This window comes from Kitasatospora sp. NPDC058965 (assembly GCF_042741245.1).
Taxonomy (GTDB): Bacteria; Actinomycetota; Actinomycetes; order Streptomycetales; family Streptomycetaceae; genus Kitasatospora.
The window spans coordinates 1-22,145 of sequence record NZ_JBHYKG010000022.1 but is presented as its reverse complement, the minus strand read 5'-3'; the positions used below and the strand labels follow the sequence as shown (position 1 = coordinate 22,145).

The window sequence follows — 22,145 nt, the reverse complement described above, 5'->3', positions numbered from 1 at the left end:
GGGCGGCGTGTCCGCCTGCTGCGTCGGCGTGGGCTCGCTCGACGGGCCCGACGGCGGCTCACCCGGCGGCCGGCTCGGCGGACCTTCCGACGGCTCGCCCGACGACCCGCCCGAGGACCCGGAGGTCGGCCCGGACGGCGGACCACTGGCCGCGCCGCTGCCACCCGCACCGGAACCGGCACCAGGCCCGGACCCGGCACCGGAGGACCCGGGACCGGATCCGCCACCGGATCCGCCGCCGCCCGCCAACGGCCCGGACGGCGGCCCGGCCGGGGGCTCGGAGGGGCGCTCGGCAGGACGGTCTGACGGATTGTCGGAGCTCACTCCCCATTCTCCGCGCGCGAGCGCGCGCACCCGCAACCGGTGCTGCGGTGAACGGGTCGCGGGCCCTCGCCCCGGCCGGGCACCGGAGCCGCACCGCCACGCCCCCCCGCACGCGACGCCCGCACCCGGCCGGCGGCAGGGACGGCAGGCCCGCCCCTGCCGCCTCCGGGCCGAACCCGCCGGCCGCCCCTCCGACAACCGCCCTCCGAACGCCCGGGCCAGCGGCGCGCCGCCGGCCGAGGGCCCGTCAGTCGTGCGTCGGCGCCTGGGTGGTGCAGTCCAGGGCGACCCCCGTCGGGACCAGGCGCTCGACGGAGCCGGGCCGACCGCCGCTGACCACCAGCTGGGCGGCATCGAGGTAGCCGATGAAGAGCTGCTTGCCCGCGGGCATCGCCGCGGGGGTGAACACCAGGTCGACCCGCCCGTCGGCCTGCCGCTCGCCCCGCACGACCTGCGAGACCCCGGGGCCCGCGCCGTGGTCCAGGCTCGCGTCGTCGCCGGGGCCCACGCAGAACTCGCCGACCTTGACGATCACCGGGAGTCCGGCCTTGGCCAGCGCCGCCTGGAGGCCGGCGTGGTCGCTGAAGTACTTCTGCTTGTCCCAGCTGACGTGGACCGTGCCGTCCGTCTTGGTGTCCACGGTGAACGCGACGGTGTGGATGTGCACCGCCCCGCTCCCCGTGCTGTCCGCGGCCGTGGGCGGCGCGGTCGCCGGGTTGCCGTGGCTGTTGACGCCGAGCGCCAACCCGACCGCCGCCGCGGCGACGACCGAGACCTTGACGAGGCGCCGCCGCCGGGTGCGGGCCCGGCCCGCCGCGGCGATCCGCTCGACCGGGGCGTCCATGGTGACGCCGTCCATCGACTGCCGCAGGACACCGAGGACCTGCTCGTCGCCGACGGCCTCGCCGTTCGCGCTGTAAGGGATCATGACTTGACCTCCAGATTGTCCGTGCTCACGAAGTGGCCGCGCAGGGTTGCGACGGCCCGGGCCAGATGGGCAGTGACGGTTCCGGGCGCGATCCCCAGCGCCGTGGCCGTGGCTTTGGTGTCGAGGTCGAGGAAGACCCGGAACGCGATCACCTCGCGCTGCCGCTCCGGCAGGCCGCGCAGCGCGGCGAGCAGGTCGGGGTCCAGCCCCGGGTCCGGACCTCCGGCGCCGGGCACAACCTCCGGGGCGTCGGGGACGACGTCGACGGCGACCTCGCGCCGCCGTCTGCGCCACCACGACACCCGGGTGTTGAACGCGGTCCGGACCACCCAGGCGCGGGGCGCCGGGTGTCGGCGCACTGTGTGCCACGACGTCCACGCACGCGTGAACGCCTCGGCGACCAGGTCCTCGGCCAACTGCCGATCGCCCACCCCGGCCAGCACCGCCCGCAGGCAGACGTCGCGGTGGGCCTCGTAGAACTCGCTGAACTCCAGCTGCTTCACACTCCCAGAACGCTTCGCGGCCGCGATCCGCTTACCTGCCCCCGATCTCGTCCGGCGGCCGTCTGGCATGATCACCGCCGTGAGCAACGACACCTCCCACTCCACCCGGTCCGCCCAACCCGCCCGCACCAGGTACGTCCTGTTCGACGTCGACGGCACGTTGATCGATGCCGTCAGCAACCAGCGCCGGGTCTGGGCGACTTGGGCGCACCGGTACGAGCTGGACCCGGACGAGGTGTACCGGGTGGCGCTGCGGACCCGGCCGTTGGAGACCTTCGCCCAGGTCGCCCCGGACCAGGACCCGCACGCGTGCCTGGCGGCGCTGCACGAGTTGGAGGACGAGGACGTCCGCTCCGGCGTCTACGCGGCCTTCGACGGTGCGGCGGAGCTGCTGCACGGCCTGCCACCGGAGTCCTGGGCGCTGGTCACCTCGAACTACGAGCACCGGGTGCGCGGCCGCTTCCTGCGCACGGGCCTGCCGGTGCCGGGTCTGATCGTGGACGCGGCGGCCGTCGAGGAGGGCAAGCCCTCCCCGGTCCCGTACCTGCAGGCCGCCACCCGGCTCGGTGCGGACCCGGCCGACTGCCTGGTGGTCGAGGACGCCCCGTCAGGCGTGCTGTCCGGACTGCGCGCCGGGATGACGGTGTGGAACGTCAACACCGAGGTCGCGGTGGCGGGCGCGCACCGTCACTTCGCCGGCCTGCGCGAGGCGGTCGCGCACGTCCTGGACTTCGCGGCGGGCGGCAGCTGACGCTCCGGAAAACTCCTGCGCCCTCGAACGGATCATCGGATACCGTTCGCGGGTGATTGATCATCAGGGGGCGGAGCTGCCGGCGGAGCCCGGCGGCGAGCCGGGCGAGGAACCCGGCATGCGGGTGGGGCTCCAGGTGGTGGCCGCTCTGGCGCTGGGCGGGGTGGTGGCGGCGGGCCTGGTGCTGCTGCAGCAACAGCAGGCGGCCACCGGCAGGCCCGCCCGGGCGGCGTCCTGCAAGGCGGCGGAGCCGGACGACTCCCCCAGGTACCCCGCGCTCTGCGCCGCACTGAACCGCGCCGACCTGCCGGCGCTCGTCGGGGCTCCCACGGACCGGGTCACGGTGGCCGGTCCCGGGGTCGGGCACTGGACCGGTTCGGACGGCACCAAGCACGTCGTGCACAGCGCCGAGGTGCAGATCGGCCAGGTCTCCGTGCGCCTGACGGACGAGGACGAACTGGACGTGACCGACGCCGAGATCATCGGCTCCGCGCCGCACCACCGCACCCCGGTGCTGGGCCACCTCAGTACCACCTACGAGACGAAGACCATCGGCTTCACCCTCTCGCTCGGCGGCGGCAGGTCGGCGGCACCCGCGCCGGGCGGGGTGGCGCACAGCCTCGTGATCGGCAAGCACCCGGACGGACGGGGCGGTACCTACGAGTTCGCGATCTGGCGGCAGGACGACCTGCCCCCGGACGAGGCGACCCTGTACCGGATCGCCGAGGCGGTGCTGCCGACACTGCCGGGCTGGGTCGCGGGCAGCGCTGCCCCGAGCGCTCCGGCCGCCCCGGCGGACCAGTAACCTGCGGCCATGACGGAGCGGTTGAGCACGGTGGTCCTGATGTGCGGTCTCCCGGGGGCGGGCAAGAGCACGTACGCGCTGGAGCTGGAGCGGCGCGGCTTCGTCCGCCTGTCGATCGACGAGGTGGTCTGGCAGCGGCTCGGGCAGCGCGATGCCGGACTGGTGCTGGCCGAGGCGGAGTTCGACCGGCTCAAGGACCGGATCCGGCGCGAACAGCGGGCGGAACTGGTGGAGTTGATCCGGGCCGGGCGCGACGTGGTGGTGGACTACAGCTTCTGGAGCCGCGCCGCCCGCGACGACTACAAGGCGCTGGTGGAGAGCCACGGCGGCCGCTGGGAACTGGTCCACCTCAAGGCCGACCGGGCGACGCTCGAACGCCGCCTCGCGATCCGCAACGGCCGGCAGGACGCCAACGCCGTCACCGTGGACGAGGCCCTGTTCAGCCGCTACGTCGCCAACTTCGAGGAGCCGCACGGCGAGGGCGAGCAGGTCATCCCGCAGTCCTGAGGCCGGGGCCGGAGGACCGCCGACCCCGGTGGGCGCGGCCCCTCGTCGGCCAGTTCGGCCCAGAGCGTCTTGCCGGACGGCGGACGGGGCACCGTCCCCCAGGCATCGGCGAGCGCCTCCACCAGGAGCAGTCCGCGCCCGGACTCGGCCTCACCCGGTTGCGGAGGGAGCAGCGGGAGCCGGGGCAGCCGCTCACCCCGCGCGTCGGACACCTCGATCCGCAACTGGTTCGCGATCAGCCCGGGACAGGGCCCGAGCAGCAGGTGGACCTGGAAGTCCCGCCCCCGGACGTGACCGTGCGTCACCGCATTGGCGGCGAGCTCGGCGACGACCAGGATCGCGCGCTCGAACAGGTCGGTCCCCGGCTGCCACCCCCAGGAGGTCAACTGACGGGCAGTGGCGTGCCTGGCCTGCCGGGCCCCGCGCCGTGAGGACGGGAGCTGCCAGGCGGCGGTGAGCGCCACGACGGGGTGGATGTGGTGGGGAATTTCGGACTTCATGTCACCGAGCGTGCTGCACCGGGCGTACGCTGACCAGCGACGGAGCCGGTACAGAGGGTGCGCGTCCGAACACGGCACGCAGGGGTACTGGGTGGCGGACGCGATCGGGGCGGTGGGCGCGGTGGTGGAGCCGGTGCGGGACGAAGAGGGCTGGCGGTCGGAACCGATCGAGGATCCGGAGGAGCCGGATGACAGCGCGGCGTTCTTCCGTGCACTCGGAAAGCAGATCAAGCTCCTGCGGGAGCAACGGGGGCTGACACAGCGCCAGCTGGCCGACCGGATCGGCTACAGCGAGGACCTGGTCTCTTCGGTGGAACGCGGCCGACGCATTCCCCAACCCGAGTACCTGGCGACCGTGGACCGTGCGGTGGAGGCGGGCGGGCTCCTCTCGGTCACCACGGAGGAAGTCGCCAGGGCCAAGGCCAACGTCAAGCATCCTGCGTTCTTCCGCACCTACGCCAAGCTGGAGACCTGCGCCGTCGAGATGCACGAATTCAGCATCCAGAACATCCCGGGACTCCTGCAGACCGAGGAGCATGCCCGAGCGGTCTTCTCACTGCGCAGACCACTCCTCCCGGAGCAGATCATCGAGGAACGCGTGGTGGCGCGGATGGCCCGTCAGGAAGTCCTCGAGAAGTGGCCACCACCGGAAGCCACCTGGATCATCGAGGAGGCGGTGCTCCACCGCCCTGTCGGCGGACGCGAGATCCACGGCAGGCAGTTGGAGAAGCTGCTCCGCGTCGGCAGGAAGCGGAACGTCGAACTCCAAGTGATGCCCTTGGCCCGCACGGAACACGCGGGCTTGGGCGGGCCGTTCAACCTGCTCACGCCCAAGGGCAGACCGCAGATCGGCTACATCGAAGCGCAGAGCTTCAGCCATCTGATCAGGGACCCGGAAGTGGTCCGTATCCTGGCTGCGCAGTACGGCAGCCTCAGGGCTCAGGCACTCACACCTGCGGAGTCCCTGTCCCTGATCGAGAAGATGCTGGGGGACCTATGAACACTGCGGAACTCGCCTGGTTCAAGAGCAGTTACAGCAACAACGAGGGCGGCGCCTGCATCGAGATCGCCCCCACCCCCAGCACCGTCCACGTCCGCGACTCCAAGGACCAGGCCGGCCCCCACCTCACCGTCTCGCCGGCTTCCTGGACCGCGTTCCTCGCCCTCGCCGCCCGGCTCTGATCCGCCGGTCCGGGCGCGGTTCACCGCACCCGGGCCGCCAACTCCTCCAGGACCCGGTGCGCGTACGCGTTCTCCGGTGCCAGCTCCGCGACTGCCTGCCGGGCCTGCGCCAGGTGCCCCGCCTCGCCCAGCATCCGCAGCAGGCAGTACAGCGCGCTGCGGTCGCCGGCTGCCGCCCGCTCCCGCAACTCCGCGCCCAACCCGCGTTCCTGGTACGTCCGGTTGAGCCGGCGCCGGGCGTGGACATCGGTCCGGGCGAGTTCCGTGAGCTCCGCGAGCCGTCCCGCGTCGGCGAGCAGGCGCAGGTGCCACAGGTGGCTGTCGTGGGCCTGGTCGTCGACGGAGTAGCACTCCGCCCGCGCGCTCACCAACGCGATGGCCGCGTCCCAGTCCTGGCGGTCCTCCGCCGCGCGGGCCTGCTCGAACCACTCCATGCCACGAGTATCGCCCGGGGGCGGCGACCCTACCCCACCGGCCGGTACCCCGGCAGGGTCGCCCGCACCTGGTCCAGGTACGGCTGGATCGTCGCCAGCCTCGCCGCGTCGTGCGTGCGCACCACCCAGGTCGCGCTCTCGTACGACGCCGCCAGGTTGAGTTCCGGGTCCCCCGCCACCCCGCGCAGCTCGGGTGCGATGGCGCAGAGCATCCGGCCGACCGCGAGGATCGAGTCCTCGGCGGTGAACGGCGGTTCCGGCACGGCGCCCTGACGGTCGGCCGGCAGGTAGGAGCGCAGCACCCGCGGGGTCCAGCGGGCGATGCCGTACTCGTCCCTGGCCGGGTCGCTCAGGTTCGGGTCGAAGCCGCTCTCCGCCTTCAGGATCGCCGCGATCAACGCGGGGGTGACCTCGGGCTCGGGACAACTGGTGCCGGCCTCCACGATCAGGTCCCGGTACCGCGCGGGGATGTCGGTCCCCGGGCGCAGCCACCGCGCCGCACCCCGCAGCGGCGCCCGGTCGGCGGCGGTCACCGGGCGGGGCGCGGCGGTGTCCCCCGGCACACAGGCCTGGAACAGCAGCGCGAACACCACCACGGCCGCCGAGGCGAGCAGGCGCGGCAGCAGCGCGGGCCGCCGCGGCGGGCGCACCGGCTGCTGCACCCGCTGTCGCACCGGCTGTCGCACCGGCTGCACCGGCCCTTCGGCCGCTGCCGTCGGGGCCTGTGCCGCCCCGCTCCCCGCCACCGGGTCCGGCTCCGCCCGCGGGGCCACCGCCGGCGCGGTGATCGCCCGGTGGGTCTCGACCCGCCGCCGCTCCCACTCCTCCGGGTCCCCGCCGCAGGCCGTCACGAACGCGGCCAGCACCGCGTCGCTCGGCAGCCGCCGCCCGGCGGCGGCCTCGGCGAGCGTGGAGGCGGAATAGTTGGTGCTGGCGGCGAGCCGCAGGTACGGCGGGCTGCCGGCCCGGCGGCGCACCTCCCTCAGGTCGAGCGCGAAGAGCGCCAGCGGGCCGTCCCCGGCGTCGAGCGGCTGTTCCTGTCGTCCCACCTGCTTCTCCTCTCCCCGCCCCTGCGGGGCGCCCGGGCCGACCGTCGGCCGGCCCTTGTCCGACCTTTGTCCGGCGTTTGTCCGAGCAGGTCAGCGGTCCGTGACGAGCCGTCGGCAGCCGGGTTTGATGGGGCCCGGCCCCCGGTTCGCACGAGTCATGACAAGCATCCAACCCGGTCCGGGGAGCCGTGACCGCGCGTTCCACCGGATCTGCCGTGTGCGGTAGTTCACACACCGTCAGCAGCCGTTCACCGGTCCGACCGCACCGCCAACCCTCATGAACCACCTCATGAACCACCCTCAGGAGGACCCTCGATGTCCAACCCTTCCCAGCCCGACCGCGCAGAGCTCTCCCGCCGCTCGGTGCTCCGGGCGGGCGCCGGCCTGTCCCTGGGCGCGGGCCTGGTCGTCGCCACCGCCGGCTCGGCCGCCGCCGCGAGCGCCGTGCGGGGCACCGCCGCGCCGCGGGCCGTCACGCCGATGATCCAGACGGGCGCCGCGCTCTGCGACGGCCCGGGCGACTCGGCGAGTGCGCAGGGCCTGGGCTCCGGCGACCTCGGCATCCCCTACTTCCGCGCGCACGACAGCTCCTGGGGCTACGTCTTCGGCGACTCCTGGGCGCAGTCCGCCCAGCAGGGCCGTTACCTCGGCTCGCCGGTGATGCTGGCCCAGGCAAACTTCGACAGCTCCGGCGGCTCCCCGATCTCCTACAGCTGGGCGATGCCCACCGGCGGCCGGGCCGACCAGCTCTTCGACTACGCGCACCAGACCGACAACGGCTACGGCTGGGAGTTCAGCCGGATCCCCAACGACTGCATCGAGTTCGGCGGCCGCACCTACCTCCAGTACACCTCGGTGAACGACTGGAACCCGCCGGCCGGCCACGACGGTTCGCTGATGTCGGGCGTCGCGTACTCCGACGACTACGGCGTGACCTGGCAGGACTACCCCTACCACTGGGCCGGCGACCACCAGGGCGTCAACCAGTCCATGTACGGCATGTGGTCCTTCGCCGGGATCGATCCGGACGGCTGGCTCTACGTCTTCTCCAAGCGGTGGAACGGCACCCACCGCAACACCGGCGACGGCGGCGCGATCCAGCTGTTCCGGATCCGGCCGGACGACTTCCGGGCCGGCAACTTCGGTGCCCAGCAGAACTGGGCCTACCTCAACGGCTCCTGGCAGTGGACCACGGACGTCGGGCCCTCCGTCATCCTCTCGGGCAACGCCATCGGCGAGTTCTCGGTCAAGCGGATCAACGGCACGTACTGCATGAGCTACTTCGACGTGACCGACTACTCGATCTGCACCCGCACCGCGCCGCGGCCGGACGCCGTCTGGACCGCCCCGAAGGTGCAGATCGCGGGCAACGCCTCCTGGCCGCCCAGCCACTGGGGCCGGCCGCAGCTGCCCTTCCTGTACGGCGGCTACATCCACCCGGGCAGCGCGAGCGCCGGCTCGCTGACGCTGATCGTCTCGCAGTGGAACGGTCAGCAGGGGACCTCGCCGTACCGGGTGCTCCAGTACGACGGCATCAACCCGTGACCGCGGCCCGACCCACCTCCCGGAGCGCGCAGCTGCCCCGCCCGGGGCCGGGTCAGAGCTTGCGGTGCATGACGTGCAGGCCCACGTAGCCGTGCACCGGGTGGTGGAAGCCCTCCGGGAGGGTGCCCAGGACCTCGAAGCCGAGCGACTCGTAGAGGTGGACCGCCGCCCGGTTGCTCGCCACCACCGCGTTGAACTGCATCGCGCGGTAGCCGGCCGACCGGGCCCAGTCCAGGGTGTACCGGCACAGCGCGCGCCCCACGCCGCGGCCCGCACGGGCCGGGTCGACCATGTAACTGGCGCTGGCGACGTGCGAGCCGTTGCCCTGGTGGTTGCGGTTCATCTTCGCCGTGCCGAGCACCGTGCCGTCCTCGTCCACGGCGACCACCGTGCGGTTCGGCGCAGGCAGCATCCACCACTCGCGGCCCTGCTCCTCGGTGAGGTCGGTCGGGTAGGTGAAGGTTTCGCCCGCCGCGACGATCCGCTGGAAGAACGGCCAGACGGCGGGCCAGTCCTCGGCCCGGGCCTCCCTGATCACCACCCGACCGGGCACCCGTTCGTCACCGCCGGCCGGGCGGAGCCACTCCGCGAAGCCGCCCGCCAGCACCAGCTCCGCCAGCCGCGCGTACCCGGCCGCGCCCGGGTGCGCCCCGTCGGCGGCAGTGGCCTCGCCGACCCACACCTCGTCCTCGGCCAGCGCGCCCGTCACGTCCACGAACGGCACGCCCCGCTCGGCGCAGCGAGCCGCCAGCTCGGGGACCACCGCCACCAGCCGCTCCAGGTGCTCCGGTCCACCGCACACCACCGGCGGCGGCCCCACCACCAGGACGCGCAGGCCGAGTTCGAGCGCCCCGTCCAGCAGCTCCGTCACATTGCGCAGGAAGTCGACCCGGTCGACCCGGGGCGCGCCGTCCTCCCCCGGCATCGCGTCGTTGCTCCCGAGCGACACCACCAGGCGGTTGTCCGCCCCCGCCAGCAGCCGTGCCCCCACCTCGCCGCGCCAGCGCGCCAGCGCGTCGGCGGAGCTGTTGCGCCGGATGCCGAGGTTGAACACGCTGAGCTCGAACGGCTCGGCCACCCCGACCCGTTCCAGCACCCGCCCCACCCAGCCCCGGTACTCCGGGTCGCCGAGGCCCTGCACGAAGGAGTCGCCGAGGAAGGAGACCCTCAGATTGGTGATCATCGCGCCACGGTAACGGGCGGGCTGCCGGATGTCCCCCGGTTATCCCACGGCCGGCCGCCCCCGGGTCACAGCACGACGGCGAACGGTACCGCAGACGTGGTGCTCCTCATCCTCTGTGTAGGCAGTTCCGGAACGACACTCCGCGCAGCGCCACGGTTAGGATGCGGAGTACGGCATCGCGTGCCGGTCACCGACCGGGTGAGGCATGGAGGTGCCCGTGAGACTGCCTGACGGAGGCATTCCACAGATGTCCATAGAGCTGAACCACACCATCGTCTTCGCCCGGGACAACCGGAAGTCCGCCGAGTTCCTCGGGGACATCCTGGGTCTCGAAGTCGGCCGGGAGTGGGGGCCGTTCGTCCCGCTCACCACTGCCAACGGCGTGACCCTGGACTTCGCGAGCACGCCGGCCGAGCAGCCGATCGCCTCGCAGCACTACGCGTTCCTGGTCTCGGAGGAGGAGTTCGACGCCGCCTTCCGGCGGATCCAGGAGGCCGGAATCGCCTACTACGCCGACCCGTTCATGCAACAGCCGGGCCAGATCAACCACAACGACGGCGGCCGCGGGGTCTACTTCCACGACCCGGTCGGACACGGCATGGAGCTGATCACCCGCCCGTACGGCGGCTTCCCCGAGTCCTGACGGTCCGTCACTCGTGGTACACCGCCGCCGCCCACCGCGGTGGCGGCGGTGGCGGTGCGTCCCGCACCACCTGGGTGGGCGCGGGCGCGCCGACCGGGGCGACCCGCAGCGCGTGCACGAACTCCGCGCAGCTGGCGAACCGGTCGGCCGGGTCCTTGGCCAGCGCGCGCTCCAGCACCCCGTCCACCGCACCGCCCTGGCCGACGGCCGGCCGCGGCGGATCGTTCAGGTGGGCCCAGAGCAGCGCCATGTCGTCGTCCCGTTCGAACGGCGGGTGGCCGGTGAGCATCTCGTGCACCACGCAGGCCAACCCGTAGACGTCGCAGCGCCCGTCCACCGGTTTGCCCGCGATCTGCTCGGGGGCCACGTAGTCCAGCGTGCCGACGAACTGGCCGACCGTGGTGAAGCCGGTGAGCGAAAGCGACTTCTTGGTGAGCCCGAAGTCGGTCAGGTAGATGTGCTCGGGGTGCTCGCTGTCGGTGCCCTCGGCGACCAGGATGTTGCCGGGCTTGACGTCCCGGTGCACCAGGTCGTGCGCGTGGGCGGCGTCCAGCGCGGAGGCCACCTGGGCGGCGATCCGGGCGGTGCGCGGCACGGTCAGCGGACCCTCGCGGTCCAGCAGGGCCCGCAGGTCGCGCCCGACCACGAAGCGCATCGCGATGAACAGCACCCCCTCCGCCTCCCCGGCCTCGAAGACCGGCACGATGTGCGGGTGGTCGATCGAGGCGGCGATCCGCGACTCGTGCTCGAACCGCTTGCGGAACACGTCGTTGCGGGCCAGCTCGGGGGCGAGGATCTTGACCGCCACGGTCCGGCCGAGCCGCAGGTCGGCCGCGCGGTACACGCGGGCCATCCCGCCGCGGCCGATCTCGTGCTCCAGGCGGTAGCCGGCGATCCGACGGCCGATCAGGTCGGACGGGACCGTGGACACTACGGCTCACCGTCCGCCACGGCGAAGGTCCGCAACCGCTGCCCGTCGCAGTAGTACCAGCGCTTGGCGGCCGGGTCGAAGAGCCAGGCCTCGGCGCCGTCCACCACCGCACCGATCCGCAGGCCGCCCGCCCGGGAGGCGAACTCCTGGGTGGTGAGGCTCCCGTCGGCCAGCCGGTCGAGCAGCTCGCGGTAGCCGGTGAGCGCCGCCTGGAGCCTGGCCAGCAGCGGGCGCGGGTCCTCGCCCGGCCGCAGCTCGCCGTTGCCGGGCGGGTGCGGCAGGGTGAGCAGCAGCCGCCCGTCCACCCAGGTGTGCCAGCCGTTGGCGCACACCACCCGGGCCCAGTCGCCGCGCAGTTCGGCGAGCCGGACCGGCAGCAGCGGGTCCAGCCGGGGCGCCGTCCGGGCCGCGTCCGGCGCCTCCCAGCTGGGCAGCCCGCCGGGCGGGACCACGTGGGTGGGCGCGAACTCCGCCCCGGCCTGCGGCTCGCTCACGATCCCATCACCCACCGCATCAGCCGGCGCCGCATCCGCTGCAGGACCCGCCGGCTCACCGCCGCATCACCGCCGGCTCGTGCCGCCGCAGCAGGCGGGCCACCAGCAGCCCGTAGCCCACGCTCAGCACCACCAGCATCCCCATGTCGAGCAGCCAGGTCTTCGCGTCGTGCTTGAACAGCGGGTCGGCGGTCAGGGTCCCCGGCACGATGGCGTGCAGGTCCAGGGTGGAGGCCATCGCGGCCAGCGCCCAGCGCGAGGGCACCAGCCAGGAGAGCTGGTTGAGCACCGGCACTCCGTCGAGCCGCAGCAGTGCGCCGCAGAACACCACCTGGACGATGGCCAGCAGCACCAGCAGCGGCATGGTCACCTCCTCCTTGCCGACCAGCGCCGAGATGACCAGCCCGAGCATCATCGCGGTGAACGACAGCAGCGCGACCGCCAGCGTGATCTCGATCAGCGGCGGCATGAACACCCCGCTGCCGCCCTGTGGTTTGAGCTTCACACCGGCCAGCCCGACCATGGTCAGCACCACCGCCTGCACCACCGTGACGGTGCCCAGCACCACCACCTTGGAGCAGAGGTAGGCCGAGCGGGACAGTCCGACCGCGCGCTCGCGCTGGTAGATCACCCGCTCCTTGACCAGCTCGCGCACCGCGTTGGCCGCGCCGGTGAGCACGCCGCCGACGCAGAGCAGCAGCAGGGCGTTGAGCGCGGTGCTGTTGGTGAGCGCGCTGCCCGCCAACGCGTGCGCCATCGCGCCCATCACGAAGGGCAGCGCGATCATGATCGCCAGGAAGGTCCGGTCCGCGGTCAGCGCGGTGGCGTACCGGCGGACCAGGGTGCCGAGTTGGCGGTGCCAGCGCTGCGGGGCGGGCGGCGGTTCGGGGGCCTTCTGGGCCGCGGCGGGCTCGGGCGTCCGCGGGTGCGGCGCGGTCTCGGTGAGCGGGGCCACGTACCGCTGGTATTCGGGCGAGGAGCGGAACTGCCCGGACCAGTCGCGTTCCTGCTGGCTCTCGAAGGCCTCGAAGGCCTCCGGCCAGTGCTCGAAGCCGAAGTACCCGAGGCTCTCGTCCGGCGGGCCGTAGTAGGCGGTGCGCCCGCCGGGGGCGAGCAGCAGCAGCCGGTCGCACAGGTCCAGGCTGAGCACGCTGTGGGTGACCACCACCACGGTGCGCCCGTCGTCGGCCAGTGCCCGCAGCATCTGCATCACCGAGCGGTCCATCCCCGGGTCCAGACCGGAGGTGGGCTCGTCCAGGAAGAGCAGCGAGGGCTTGGTGAGCAGTTCCAGCGCCACGCTGACCCGCTTGCGCTGGCCGCCGGACAGGCTGGAGATCACCAGGTCGGCCCGCCGCTCCAGGCCCAGCTCGCCGATCACCTCGGTGACCCGGGCCTCCCGCTCGGCGGCCGCGGTGTCGTCGGGGAAACGTAGTTCGGCGGCGTAGCCGAGCGCGCGGCGCACCGTGAGCTGGGTGTGCAGGATGTCGTCCTGCGGCACCAGGCCGATCCGGCGGCGCAGTTCGGCGTAGTCGCGGTAGAGGTCGCGCCCGTCGTAGCGGACCGTGCCCTGGTCGGCCGGGCGCAGGCCGGTGAGCGCGCCGAGCAGGGTGGACTTGCCCGAACCGCTCGGTCCGGCCACCGCCAGCAGGGACTTCTGGCCGACCGGGAAGCTGATCGAGTCCAGCAGTCGGCGCCCGTCGGCCACCGTGACCACCAGGCCCTCGACGTCCAGGGTGACCTCGCCGGTGTCGGCGTACCGCTGCAGCTCGCCGCCGACCAGGCAGAAGACCGAGTGCCCGATGCCGACCAGGTCGGTGGGCCCGACCGGGGCCTGGATCACCGGCTGGCCGTTCAGGTAGGTGCCGTTGTGGCTGCCCAGGTCGGTGATCTGGTAGCGGCCGTCCGAGGTGGCGCCGAGTTCGGCGTGGTGGCGGGAGACCTGGAGGTCGTCGGCGAGCACCAGGTCGTTGTCGTGCGAGCGGCCGATCCGCACGGTGCGGGCGCCGGCCAGCGCGTGGACGCTGGTGGGCGGGCGGAACGAGCCGGTGATCGCGGTCAGCGCGGTCGGGCGGGGCTGGGCGGCGGGGCCGGGCGGGGCGGTGATCCGGGTGGGCGGCGGGGCCGGGCGCTGCAGGGTCAGCCCGAGCTCGGGCCCGTCGCCGGCACTGCCCAGGCGCAGGTGGTGGTCGGGGTGGTCGAGGTCGAGGCTCAGGTGCGCGATCCGGTGGCCGTCCTCGAAGGTCCCGTTGGTGCTGTCCAGGTCGTCGAGTTCCCAGTGCCCGTCCTCGGCGTGCAGCAGCGCGTGGTGCCAACTCACCCGGGGGTCGCTGAGGGCGATCTCGCTGACCGGGTCGCGACCGACGTGGTACGCGCGACTCGGGCTCAGTACCCGCGAGTCGCCGGCGGTCTGCAGGACCAGTTGCGGCGCGGTGGGCGCGGACGATCGCTCTCCCATGGTTCGACCATAGCCCCGGGGGGTGGGGGCAGCGATCGGTGGCAGCGGGCGGGCTGCGGCCCCTGCCCGACCTGGGCCAACTACGAGGCGTGATACTCTCGTCACGCAGAGCGCAGGAGACGGCTGCCGTCCCGTGCGCCACAACGTCCCCAGCAGATCCCCGGCTCGGCGAGGGTTGATGTCCACACGTGTCCACGCGTCCCCGCTCGCCGCACCGGTGCTGGCCGGGGCGCGGCTGACGGTCGCCGGGGGCGGTACCGCGGTGGAGCTGGCGGCCCGTCAGCTCGAGCTGCTGGGCTGCGCGGTGGAGCGCGTCGGCGGCTCGGCGGGGGCCGGGCGGCTCGGGTTGGACGGGGAGGTCGACTGCCGGATCGACTGGGCCGGTCCCGTCGCGCTGGCGCTGGCGAGCGAGGCGGACGTGCAGGCGGCCTGCGGGCTGGCCGCGGTGCACGGGCGGCGGTACGGACGGGCGACGGCGCTCGGGATCGAGTACGCGGGGGCGGTGGCCGGACTGCTCGCGGTCCAGGGCCTGCTGGCGGCGCGGCTCGGCGGGCGGCGCCGGGTGCGGACCTCGGTCGCGCAGGGCGCGCTGCTGGCGGTCGGGCAGTACCTGGCCTCCGGCGAACCGGCGGCGGCGGTGTCGGCGCAGGCGCCGCCGTTCGCCAGCGCGGACGGGGTCCGGTTCGAACTGGAGGCGCTGGAGCCGGAGCAGTGGCTGCGGTTCTGGACCGGCCTGGGCATGGGGCTGCGGACGGCGGGGCGGGGCTGGTCGGCGTTCCAGTTGCGGTACACCACGGGCACCTGCCTGCTGCCGGCGGAGTTCGGCACACTGACCGGCGCCCTGGCGTTCCGTCGGCTGCACGACCTGGCCGAGGCCGCGGGGGCGGCCGTGGTGCCGGTGCGGGCGGCCCGGTCGACGGGCGTGTCGGAACCGCCCTGGCGGATCACGGCCGCCGACGGCCCCGCGGCCGGGCCGCTGCCGCTGGCCGCCGGCCGGCTGCCGCTGCACGGTCTGACCGTGGTGGAGATGGCCCGCCGGCTGCAGGGGCCGCTGGCCGGGCAGGTGCTCGGGCTGCTCGGCGCCCGGGTGGTCCGGGTCGAGCCGCCGGGCGGCGACCCGCTGCGCGGCGTCCCGCCGATGGCGGGCCCGGTCTCCGCCCGGTTCCACGCGCTGAACCGGGGCAAGGAGGTGGTCGAGGCGGATCCGCGGTCGGCCGCCGGGCAGCGGACGATCCGCGAACTGATCGGCGCCGCCGACGTGTTCCTGCACAACCTGGCCCCCGGCAAGGCCGAGGTGTTCGGGCTGGGCGCCGCGGGCCTGCTCGCCGACCGCCCGGGCCTGGTGCACGCCTACGCCTCGGGCTGGGGCGAACTCTTCGGCGAGCACGCCCCGTTCGGCACCGACTACCTGGTGCAGGCGCAGAGCGGGCTGGCCGCGCTGCTCACCCCGCCGGGTCGGCCGCCGACCCCGAGCCTGCTCACGGTGACCGACGTCTTCGGCGGCCTGACCAGCGCCGTCGGCGTGCTGGCGGCCCTGCTCTCGCGGGCCGCGACCGGCCACGGACAGCGGGTGGAGTCCTCGCTCTGGTCGGCGGCCTGCTCGCTGCTGGCCACGGCTGCCGCGCCGGGGCGCACCGAGTTCGCGGCGCTCACGCCGGCCGAGCTGGCCGACGATCCGCGCTTCGCCGCGGCCGTGCACCGGGACGGCTGCGCACTGCCCCGCCCGCCCTGGGAGTTCCGATGACCGTCTGGACCACGCCGCAGGGCCTGGCACTGCCCGACCTGGTCCCCGCCGCGGTGCGCCGCGGCTGGGCGGCGGCCGGCCACTACCCGGACGCCGACCTGTACCGGCTGTTCCGCGAGCGGGTCCGGCGGCATCCGGCGCGGGCGGCGGTGATCACCACCGCCGCGCAGGCGTCGGAGCGGCTGAGCTACCGCGAACTGGACCTGATGGTGCGCCAGTTCTGCACCCTGCTGACCGACCGCGGCCAGGTCGCGCCGGGCGAGGTGGTGGCGGTCCGACTGCCGAACGGGGCCGCCGCCGTGGCCGCCGAGCTCGCCGCGGCCGCGCTCGGCGCGATCGCCCTCACCTTCCCCGACGGCCCCGGCAGCAGTGAGGCCCTGGCCCTGTTGCGCCGCTCCCGGGCCACGGCGCTGGTCGCCACCCGGGCGACGCACGAGCTGCTGATGAACCGTCAGCTCGCGGACCTGCGGGCGGTCTGCACCCCCGAGCAGGCCGGCTCGGCCGCTGCGGACGGCCCGCTCGCACCGTACCCCGCCCCCGACTCCCCCGCCCGGATCCTGGTCTCCTCCGGCTCCGAGGCCGAGCCCAAGATGATCGCCTACTCGCACAACGCGATGGCCGGCGGCCGGGGCAACTACCTGCGCTCCGTCTATGCGGGCACCCCGGCACCGCGCGCCCTGGTCCTGGTCCCGCTCGCCGCCTCGTACGGCTCGCTCGGCGTGGTCTCGCTGCTGCGCCACGGGGCCACGCTGGTGCTGCAGGACCGGTTCGACGCGGCCGGCGCGCTGCGCGCGGTCACCGAGCACCGGCCGACCCACCTGTTCGGCGTGGCCACCATGCTGCGCCGGATGACCGCCCTGCCGCCGGCCCCGGGCGAGGACCTCTCCTCGCTGCGGGCGGTGGTGGCCAGTTGCGACGGGCTGCCGCCCGAGCTGCTCGCCGCCTGCCTGGACCGGTTCGGCTGCCCGGTGAGCAACCTGTACGGCTCCTCGGACGGCGTCAACTGCCTTGCGGAGTACGGTGATCCGGCGGCGGACACGATGCTGCTGGGCCGTCCCGACCCGGCCGTCTGCGAGTTCGCCACGCCCGGTGCCGCCCCCGGCGAGCCGGGCGAGCTGTGGGCCCGCGGCCCGATGACCCCGCTCTGCCACGTCGGCGCACCCGAGCTCGACGCCGCCCGCCGCGACCCGGACGGCTGGGTCCGCACCGGCGACCACGGCCTGCTCACCGCCGACGGGCGGCTGCGACTGCTGCGCCGCAACAGCCAGTTGATCAAGCGGGGCGGCTACTCGATCAGCCCGGTGGAGGTCGAGCGGCACGCCGGCGCCCACCCGGCGCTGGCGGAGGCGGTCTGCGTCGCGGTGCCCGATCCGGACCTGGGCGAGCGGCTGTGCGTCTGCGTGGTGCCGCGCCAGGGCCACCCGGCGCCCAGCCTGCCCGAGTTGAACCGGTTCCTGGAGGGCGAGCGCGGCCTGGAGCGCCGCAAGCTGCCGGAGCAACTGCTCGCGCTGACCGCCCTGCCGCTGGCGGCCACGGGCAAGCTGGCCCGCCCCGCACTGGCCGCGCTGGCCCGGGCGGCCCGGACGGACCGCCCGGTGCCGGTCACGGCAGGGTGATCTCCACCCAGGGGCTGAGCAGGATCCCGGAGCCGCCGCGGGGGTGCTGGGCCAGCGCACCCTGGGCGTCCGTCAGCTTCTGGCTGGAGCTCTGGAAGAACTCCCACGCCCCGCCGCCCGCGCCCGGGATCAGTCCCCAGTACTGGTAGTGGGTCACCGTGAGGTAGACCCGCTTGTTGATGTAGTCCAGCACCACCTTGGTGTTGTGCTCCCAGTTGCTGCCGGTGGCGGTGTACTCGGCGAGGCCGCGCGGACCGGTGGCCGCGTTCTGGGTCGAGGAGCCGGCACCGCTCTGCGAGGTGGCGGTGTAGTGCTGGTGCAGCGCGTCGCCGTGGTCCGGCACCGTCCCGGCGAACCCGGTGTCGGGCAGCCGACCGTAGTCGTCCTGGTGCCAACTACGGAGCGTGCCGGGCTCGTTGGGGCTCTTCACCTGGCGGGCCTGCTCGTCGGGCGTGCGCTCGTCGATGACCACGGGCGACCCGGCCGGGGCTTCGAGCTGGAACCGCACGTCGAACAGCAGGTTGAGCAGCGGGCGGGGCAGCATCGTGGTGGCCTGCGGCCAGGTCAGCTTGGTCAGCGGCAGGTTGGCGCCGCCCCTGGGGTGGCTCGCCAGCCGCGGGTCCGACTGCGGGTGCCCCTCCTCCGAGACCACCGGACCGAGCGACTGGGCCACCGAGGCCCGCATGCCCTCGTCGTCGCCCCAGCGCGGCTCCTCCGGCTGCTGGGGCAGCGGGGTGTGCTCGTACCCCGTCTCCATCGCCGGCGTGGTCGCGTAGCGGGTCTGCGCGTTCGGGCGGGGAATGGAGGCGTCCCGGCCCTCCGGGCGGCCGGCGGGGTAGTAGTCCGTCGTGTAGACCAGGTTCTCGTCGGCCCGGAGGAAGGCGTTCACGTCGGTCACCAGCGCCGTCACCAGGGTGTAGGCGTCGGCCACCTGGTTGTCCCGCACGTGCGTGCGGACCTGCTTCAGACGTGCCGCGAACTTGTGGCGGGCCTGGTCGTAGCTGGGCAGGCCGACCGCCATCTTCACCTCGTCCTGCACGACCATCAGGACGTACTGGAGCATCTGCCGCTGGGTCATGGTCTGGGCGGTCGCCCCGATCCCCTGCGCGTACATGCCCGGGGTGACCTTGATGACCCGCTGCACCGCCACCGGCCCGGCGGCCCCCGGGTCGACCGCGCGCTGCACGGGGGCCTGCTCCGCCGCGGCCGAGGTCGGCAGCGCCATCGCCCGGGTGGCGTTGGCCTCGGCCGCCCGCTCGAACCGGTCGCCGGGGTCGCTGACGCTCAGCCCGTCGGCCGTCGGGGTGCCCGCCACCGGGCCCTGGCGCTGCTGGATCACGTGGGTGAGCTCGTGCGCCAGCGTGTGCTTGTCGGCGCCGCCCTCGCCGATGACGATCCGGTTGCCGGCGGTGTACGCCCGGGCACCGATCTCGGCCGCGGAGCGCTGCGCGGTGGTGCCCGTGTGCACCCGCACGTCGGAGAAGTCCGCCCCCAGCCGCGACTCCATCTCCTGCCGCACCGGCTGGTCCAGCGGGCGGCCCGCCCCGCTCAGCACCTCGTGCACCGCGGAGCGCTGGACCGGCGCGGATTCCTGCTGCGGGTGCCCGCAGTCGGCGCCGTGCTCGTGCCGGGCCCGCTGGACCAGGTCGGCCACGGCGGCGTTCCCCACCGCCCGCTGCAGCGCGAGCAGCGCGGCCGCGGACAGCGGTCCGCCGCCCGCGATCGCGGAGCTCACCGCCTCGCCCCCGACCGCCTTCGGCGCGAGCTGCTCCCCCGCACGGGGCCGGGTGCCGGCCGCCTGCCGGTCGGGGTCCTGGGCGTGCATGTTCTGGCTCCCTCTGCCACGGACGGTCGACGCTCCCTCATGCCTACCGCCCGCGCGACCGGCCCGCCAGGCCCCGAGGGACCGTCGCGGGGGCAGTGCTGATGCCCGTTCAGGCAGTCCGGACCGCTGCGCGGATGCCTCCCGACAGCCGAACCGGCCCCCCGTACTCGCGCTCGACCTGAGAGCCTGTATCGAACGGCTCGCCGACTCTCGCGCGCGGAGGACCCATGACCAACCCGGCCCCGACCGTCGACCAGGTCCTCGCGCGGATGCGGGAGCTCGCGCCGACCTTCCCGCCCGGGGACGGGGTGGGCGTGTTCCACGGGGTGTACCTCACCGTGACCGAGCTGATCGCCGCCCGGCTCGCCGACGGGTTCTTCGCCGCCCCGGCCGCGCTGGCCCTGCTCGACGGGCTGTTCGCCGGGCGGTACCTGGCCGCGGTGGACGCGGCGGCCGCCGGGCAGCAGCCGGTCGCCTGCTGGCGGCCGCTGTTCGAGCTGCGGGCGCGGGCCGGGATCCATCCGCTGCAGTTCGCGCTGGCCGGGATGAACGCCCACATCGAGCACGACCTGCCGCTCGCCGTGCTGGACGCGGCCCGGTCGCTGGGGCGGGATCCGGAGTCCTTCGACACCGACTTCCACCGGGTCAACGACCTGCTCGCCCAGGTGGAGGCGCAGGTCCGGCAGGAGCTGCTGCCCGACCCGACCCGGGCCGCCGAACCGCTGCTGCACGTGCTCGGCGTGTGGAGCATCGACCGGGCCCGGGACGCGGCCTGGGCGAGCGTGCTGGCGCTGCGCGGACTGCGCCCGCTGCCCCCGGCGTACCAGGCCTACGGCGCCGCGCTGGACGCCTCGGTCGGGATGGTGAGCCGGGCCCTGCTCACCCCGGTCGAGGCCTGAGGACCGCTCCGACCCTTGCCCGACCCTTGCCCTGAGGGGAAATCAGCTCCGCTTAAGGATCGGCGTATTGACGCACCACATTGGTCTCTACCAATGTGGAGAGCGCCGCGGCATGCCCCCACACCGTTCCCCCACGCCCGAGGAGGGCTCGCCCATGAGGCGCGTCACCCTGCCCACCGTCGTCGCCACCGCCCTGCTCGCCGGGGCGGCGCTGCCGCTGGCGCTCCCCGCCGCCGCGACGGCGGCCGCCACGGCCACCCCCGCCGATGCCGGCATCTCCGGCCTGGTCGCCACCCTGACCGAGCCGCAGAGCTGGTCCACCGGCTTCGAGGCCGACTACACCATCACCAACCACACCAACACCACGGTCAACTCCTGGACGCTGAGCTTCGACCTGCCCGCCGGGGAGACCGTCAGCGGCGCCTGGAACGGCACCCTGACCAGCAGCGGCACCCACTACACCATCAGCTCGCCCAGCTGGGCCTCGCCGCTGGCCCCGGGGGCCAGCGCACCCGTGGTCGGGATGGACGTCTCCGCCGCCGGCACCCAGGTGCTGCCGGGCAACTGCCTGATCAACAACCAGCCCTGCGCCGGCCAGCCCGCCGACAACACGCCGCCCACCGTGCCCGCGGGCCTGCGGGTGGCCGGCACCGGTCCGGACGCCGTCACGCTCGGCTGGAACGCCGCCACCGACAACGTCGGGGTGGCCGGCTACCGGGTCTACGAGGGCAGCGCCATGGTGGCCTCCACCACCACCGGCACCACCGCCACCGTCTACGGCCTGCTGGCCGGCAGCAGCCACACCTTCACCGTCACCGCCTACGACGCGGCGGGCAACGAGTCCGCCAAGTCCGCCGCGGTGACCGGGGTGGCCGGCAGCGGCAGCAGCGCCGGGGTGGCCGCACCCTTCGTGGACCTGGGCGCCTACCCGACCCCGAACCTGCCGCAGATCATCGCCGCCACCGGGCTCAAGCAGCTCTCGCTCGGCTTCATCGTCAACGGCACCTCGGCCTGCACCGCCAGCTGGTTCAACGCCTACGACCCGGGCACCGGCTGGGACAAGGCGGACTTCGACGCCGTGCGGGCGGTCGGCGGGGACGTCCGGCCCTCCTTCGGCGGCGCGAACGGCACCGAGCTGGCCCAGTCCTGCACCGACGTGCCGAGCCTGACCGCCCAGTACCAGAAGGTGGTCGACGCCTACGGGCTGGACCGGATCGACTTCGACATCGAGGGCTCGGCGGTCTCCGACCGCGCCTCCGTGGACCGCCGCTCGGCCGCCGTCGCCGCCGTCCAGGCCGCCCAGCGGGCCAAGGGCCGCGACCTCAAGGTCACCCTGACCCTGCCGGTGCTGCCCAGCGGCCTGACCGCCGACGGTGTGTACATCCTGCAGTCCGCCAAGGCCGCCGGGGTGGCCGTGGACACGGTGAACGTGATGGCGATGGACTTCGGCGACACCGAGGCCCCCAACCCGTCCGGGCAGATGGGCGCCTACGCGATCAAGTCGGCCCAGTCCACCCGGGCCCAGGTGGCCTCGGTGTGGACCAACCTGACCACCGCGCAGACCTGGGCGATGATCGGGGTCACCCCGATGCTGGGCCAGAACGACAACCAGAGCGAGGTCTTCGGCATCTCGGACGCCCAGCAGCTGCTCGCCTTCGCCCAGCAGAACCACCTCGGCGAGCTCGCCTTCTGGGAGGTCACCCGGGACGCCAACGCCTGCACCGGCGCCCTGTTCAAGTGCACCAACATCCAGCAGACGCCGTACCAGTTCTCCAAGATGTGGGCCGGCTACACCGGCTGAGCCCCGACCAGGGAACGGCACCGGGC

21 protein-coding genes are annotated in these 22,145 nt (G+C 74.0%); 11 read left to right on the top strand and 10 right to left on the bottom strand.

Going from position 1 to position 22,145, the window contains the following annotated elements; translation table 11 throughout:
• Positions 1 to 571 precede the first annotated feature (571 nt).
• Positions 572 to 1,252, bottom strand: a complete 681-nt coding sequence (locus ACFW1A_RS06320; RefSeq protein WP_380405053.1) for a hypothetical protein — start codon at positions 1,250 to 1,252, stop codon at positions 572 to 574.
• The gene (locus ACFW1A_RS06315; protein ID WP_380405050.1) at positions 1,249 to 1,755 is read right to left on the bottom strand and encodes a sigma factor-like helix-turn-helix DNA-binding protein; all 507 of its coding nucleotides are present in this window, start codon (positions 1,753 to 1,755) and stop codon (positions 1,249 to 1,251) included. Before ACFW1A_RS06315 ends, ACFW1A_RS06320 begins: the two co-directional genes overlap by 4 nt.
• 79 nt (positions 1,756 to 1,834) lie before the next feature.
• Here ACFW1A_RS06315 and ACFW1A_RS06310 point away from each other — a divergent pair, with 79 nt between their 5' ends.
• Genes ACFW1A_RS06310 through ACFW1A_RS06300 form a run of 3 tightly spaced genes read left to right on the top strand, consistent with a single transcriptional unit; the run spans position 1,835 to position 3,818 of the window.
• Positions 1,835 to 2,506, top strand: a complete 672-nt coding sequence (locus ACFW1A_RS06310) for an HAD-IA family hydrolase (RefSeq protein ID WP_380405047.1) — start codon at positions 1,835 to 1,837, stop codon at positions 2,504 to 2,506.
• Positions 2,507 to 2,558: 52 nt separating this feature from the next.
• Positions 2,559 to 3,311, top strand: coding sequence for a DUF6215 domain-containing protein (locus ACFW1A_RS06305; RefSeq protein WP_380405044.1), 753 nt, complete (start codon positions 2,559 to 2,561; stop codon positions 3,309 to 3,311).
• 9 nt (positions 3,312 to 3,320) lie between these two features.
• Complete coding sequence (locus ACFW1A_RS06300) at positions 3,321 to 3,818, top strand: AAA family ATPase (protein ID WP_380405041.1); 498 nt, start codon at positions 3,321 to 3,323, stop codon at positions 3,816 to 3,818.
• Here the strand turns inward: ACFW1A_RS06300 and ACFW1A_RS06295 are convergent.
• Positions 3,758 to 4,318: an ATP-binding protein gene (locus tag ACFW1A_RS06295; RefSeq protein ID WP_380405038.1), complete on the bottom strand. Its 561-nt coding sequence runs from the start codon at positions 4,316 to 4,318 to the stop codon at positions 3,758 to 3,760. The two genes, ACFW1A_RS06300 and ACFW1A_RS06295, sit on opposite strands and share 61 nt — an antisense overlap.
• Positions 4,319 to 4,484: 166 nt before the next feature.
• Here ACFW1A_RS06295 and ACFW1A_RS06290 point away from each other — a divergent pair, with 166 nt between their 5' ends.
• Positions 4,485 to 5,318: a Scr1 family TA system antitoxin-like transcriptional regulator gene (locus tag ACFW1A_RS06290; RefSeq protein ID WP_380405137.1), complete on the top strand. Its 834-nt coding sequence runs from the start codon at positions 4,485 to 4,487 to the stop codon at positions 5,316 to 5,318.
• The gene (locus ACFW1A_RS06285) at positions 5,315 to 5,500 is read left to right on the top strand and encodes a DUF397 domain-containing protein (protein WP_380405035.1); all 186 of its coding nucleotides are present in this window, start codon (positions 5,315 to 5,317) and stop codon (positions 5,498 to 5,500) included. The genes ACFW1A_RS06290 and ACFW1A_RS06285 overlap by 4 nt, the downstream gene beginning before the upstream one ends.
• A gap of 20 nt (positions 5,501 to 5,520) precedes the next feature.
• On the opposite strand, the gene ACFW1A_RS06280 is transcribed toward ACFW1A_RS06285, so the two are convergent.
• Both ACFW1A_RS06280 and ACFW1A_RS06275 read right to left on the bottom strand, forming a co-directional pair.
• A complete protein-coding gene (locus tag ACFW1A_RS06280) occupies positions 5,521 to 5,934 on the bottom strand; it encodes a hypothetical protein (protein ID WP_380405032.1) in 414 nt (137 codons plus the stop codon).
• A 29-nt stretch (positions 5,935 to 5,963) separates the two neighbouring features.
• A complete protein-coding gene (locus ACFW1A_RS06275) occupies positions 5,964 to 6,983 on the bottom strand; it encodes a helix-turn-helix domain-containing protein (protein ID WP_380405029.1) in 1,020 nt (339 codons plus the stop codon).
• 315 nt (positions 6,984 to 7,298) lie between these two features.
• On the opposite strand from ACFW1A_RS06275, the gene ACFW1A_RS06270 reads away from it, so the two are divergent.
• A complete protein-coding gene (locus ACFW1A_RS06270; RefSeq protein WP_380405026.1) occupies positions 7,299 to 8,528 on the top strand; it encodes a DUF4185 domain-containing protein in 1,230 nt (409 codons plus the stop codon).
• A gap of 52 nt (positions 8,529 to 8,580) precedes the next feature.
• Here ACFW1A_RS06270 and ACFW1A_RS06265 read toward each other — a convergent pair whose 3' ends face one another.
• Positions 8,581 to 9,711 (bottom strand): GNAT family N-acetyltransferase, encoded by a 1,131-nt coding sequence (locus ACFW1A_RS06265; protein WP_380405023.1) that lies wholly within the window; start codon positions 9,709 to 9,711, stop codon positions 8,581 to 8,583.
• A 247-nt stretch (positions 9,712 to 9,958) separates the two neighbouring features.
• On the opposite strand from ACFW1A_RS06265, the gene ACFW1A_RS06260 reads away from it, so the two are divergent.
• Positions 9,959 to 10,354: a VOC family protein gene (locus ACFW1A_RS06260; protein ID WP_380405020.1), complete on the top strand. Its 396-nt coding sequence runs from the start codon at positions 9,959 to 9,961 to the stop codon at positions 10,352 to 10,354.
• 7 nt (positions 10,355 to 10,361) lie between these two features.
• On the opposite strand, the gene ACFW1A_RS06255 is transcribed toward ACFW1A_RS06260, so the two are convergent.
• Genes ACFW1A_RS06255 through ACFW1A_RS06245 form a run of 3 tightly spaced genes read right to left on the bottom strand, consistent with a single transcriptional unit; the run spans position 10,362 to position 14,234 of the window.
• The gene (locus ACFW1A_RS06255) at positions 10,362 to 11,285 is read right to left on the bottom strand and encodes a serine/threonine-protein kinase (protein ID WP_380405017.1); all 924 of its coding nucleotides are present in this window, start codon (positions 11,283 to 11,285) and stop codon (positions 10,362 to 10,364) included.
• Positions 11,285 to 11,779 carry a hypothetical protein gene (locus ACFW1A_RS06250; protein ID WP_380405014.1) on the bottom strand — a complete coding sequence of 165 codons (495 nt, stop codon included), beginning with the start codon at positions 11,777 to 11,779 and terminating at the stop codon, positions 11,285 to 11,287. Before ACFW1A_RS06250 ends, ACFW1A_RS06255 begins: the two co-directional genes overlap by 1 nt.
• 55 nt (positions 11,780 to 11,834) lie before the next feature.
• Positions 11,835 to 14,234: an FHA domain-containing protein gene (locus tag ACFW1A_RS06245; RefSeq protein ID WP_380405011.1), complete on the bottom strand. Its 2,400-nt coding sequence runs from the start codon at positions 14,232 to 14,234 to the stop codon at positions 11,835 to 11,837.
• Between the two features lie 178 nt (positions 14,235 to 14,412).
• On the opposite strand from ACFW1A_RS06245, the gene ACFW1A_RS06240 reads away from it, so the two are divergent.
• Entirely contained in the window at positions 14,413 to 15,978 is a 1,566-nt protein-coding gene (locus tag ACFW1A_RS06240; protein WP_380405008.1) for a CoA transferase, read from the top strand.
• Complete coding sequence (locus ACFW1A_RS06235) at positions 15,975 to 17,594, top strand: class I adenylate-forming enzyme family protein (protein ID WP_380405004.1); 1,620 nt, start codon at positions 15,975 to 15,977, stop codon at positions 17,592 to 17,594. The genes ACFW1A_RS06240 and ACFW1A_RS06235 overlap by 4 nt, the downstream gene beginning before the upstream one ends.
• Here ACFW1A_RS06235 and ACFW1A_RS06230 read toward each other — a convergent pair.
• Positions 17,581 to 19,419 carry a DUF4157 domain-containing protein gene (locus ACFW1A_RS06230; protein ID WP_380404999.1) on the bottom strand — a complete coding sequence of 613 codons (1,839 nt, stop codon included), beginning with the start codon at positions 19,417 to 19,419 and terminating at the stop codon, positions 17,581 to 17,583. The genes ACFW1A_RS06235 and ACFW1A_RS06230 overlap by 14 nt on opposite strands.
• Before the next feature lie 227 nt (positions 19,420 to 19,646).
• Between ACFW1A_RS06230 and ACFW1A_RS06225 the strand changes: the two genes are divergently transcribed.
• Both ACFW1A_RS06225 and ACFW1A_RS06220 read left to right on the top strand, forming a co-directional pair.
• On the top strand, positions 19,647 to 20,318 hold the full coding sequence (locus tag ACFW1A_RS06225; RefSeq protein WP_380404996.1) for a DUF5995 family protein: 672 nt from the start codon (positions 19,647 to 19,649) through the stop codon (positions 20,316 to 20,318).
• A 154-nt stretch (positions 20,319 to 20,472) separates the two neighbouring features.
• A complete protein-coding gene (locus tag ACFW1A_RS06220) occupies positions 20,473 to 22,119 on the top strand; it encodes a cellulose binding domain-containing protein (RefSeq protein WP_380404993.1) in 1,647 nt (548 codons plus the stop codon).
• Positions 22,120 to 22,145 lie beyond the last annotated feature (26 nt).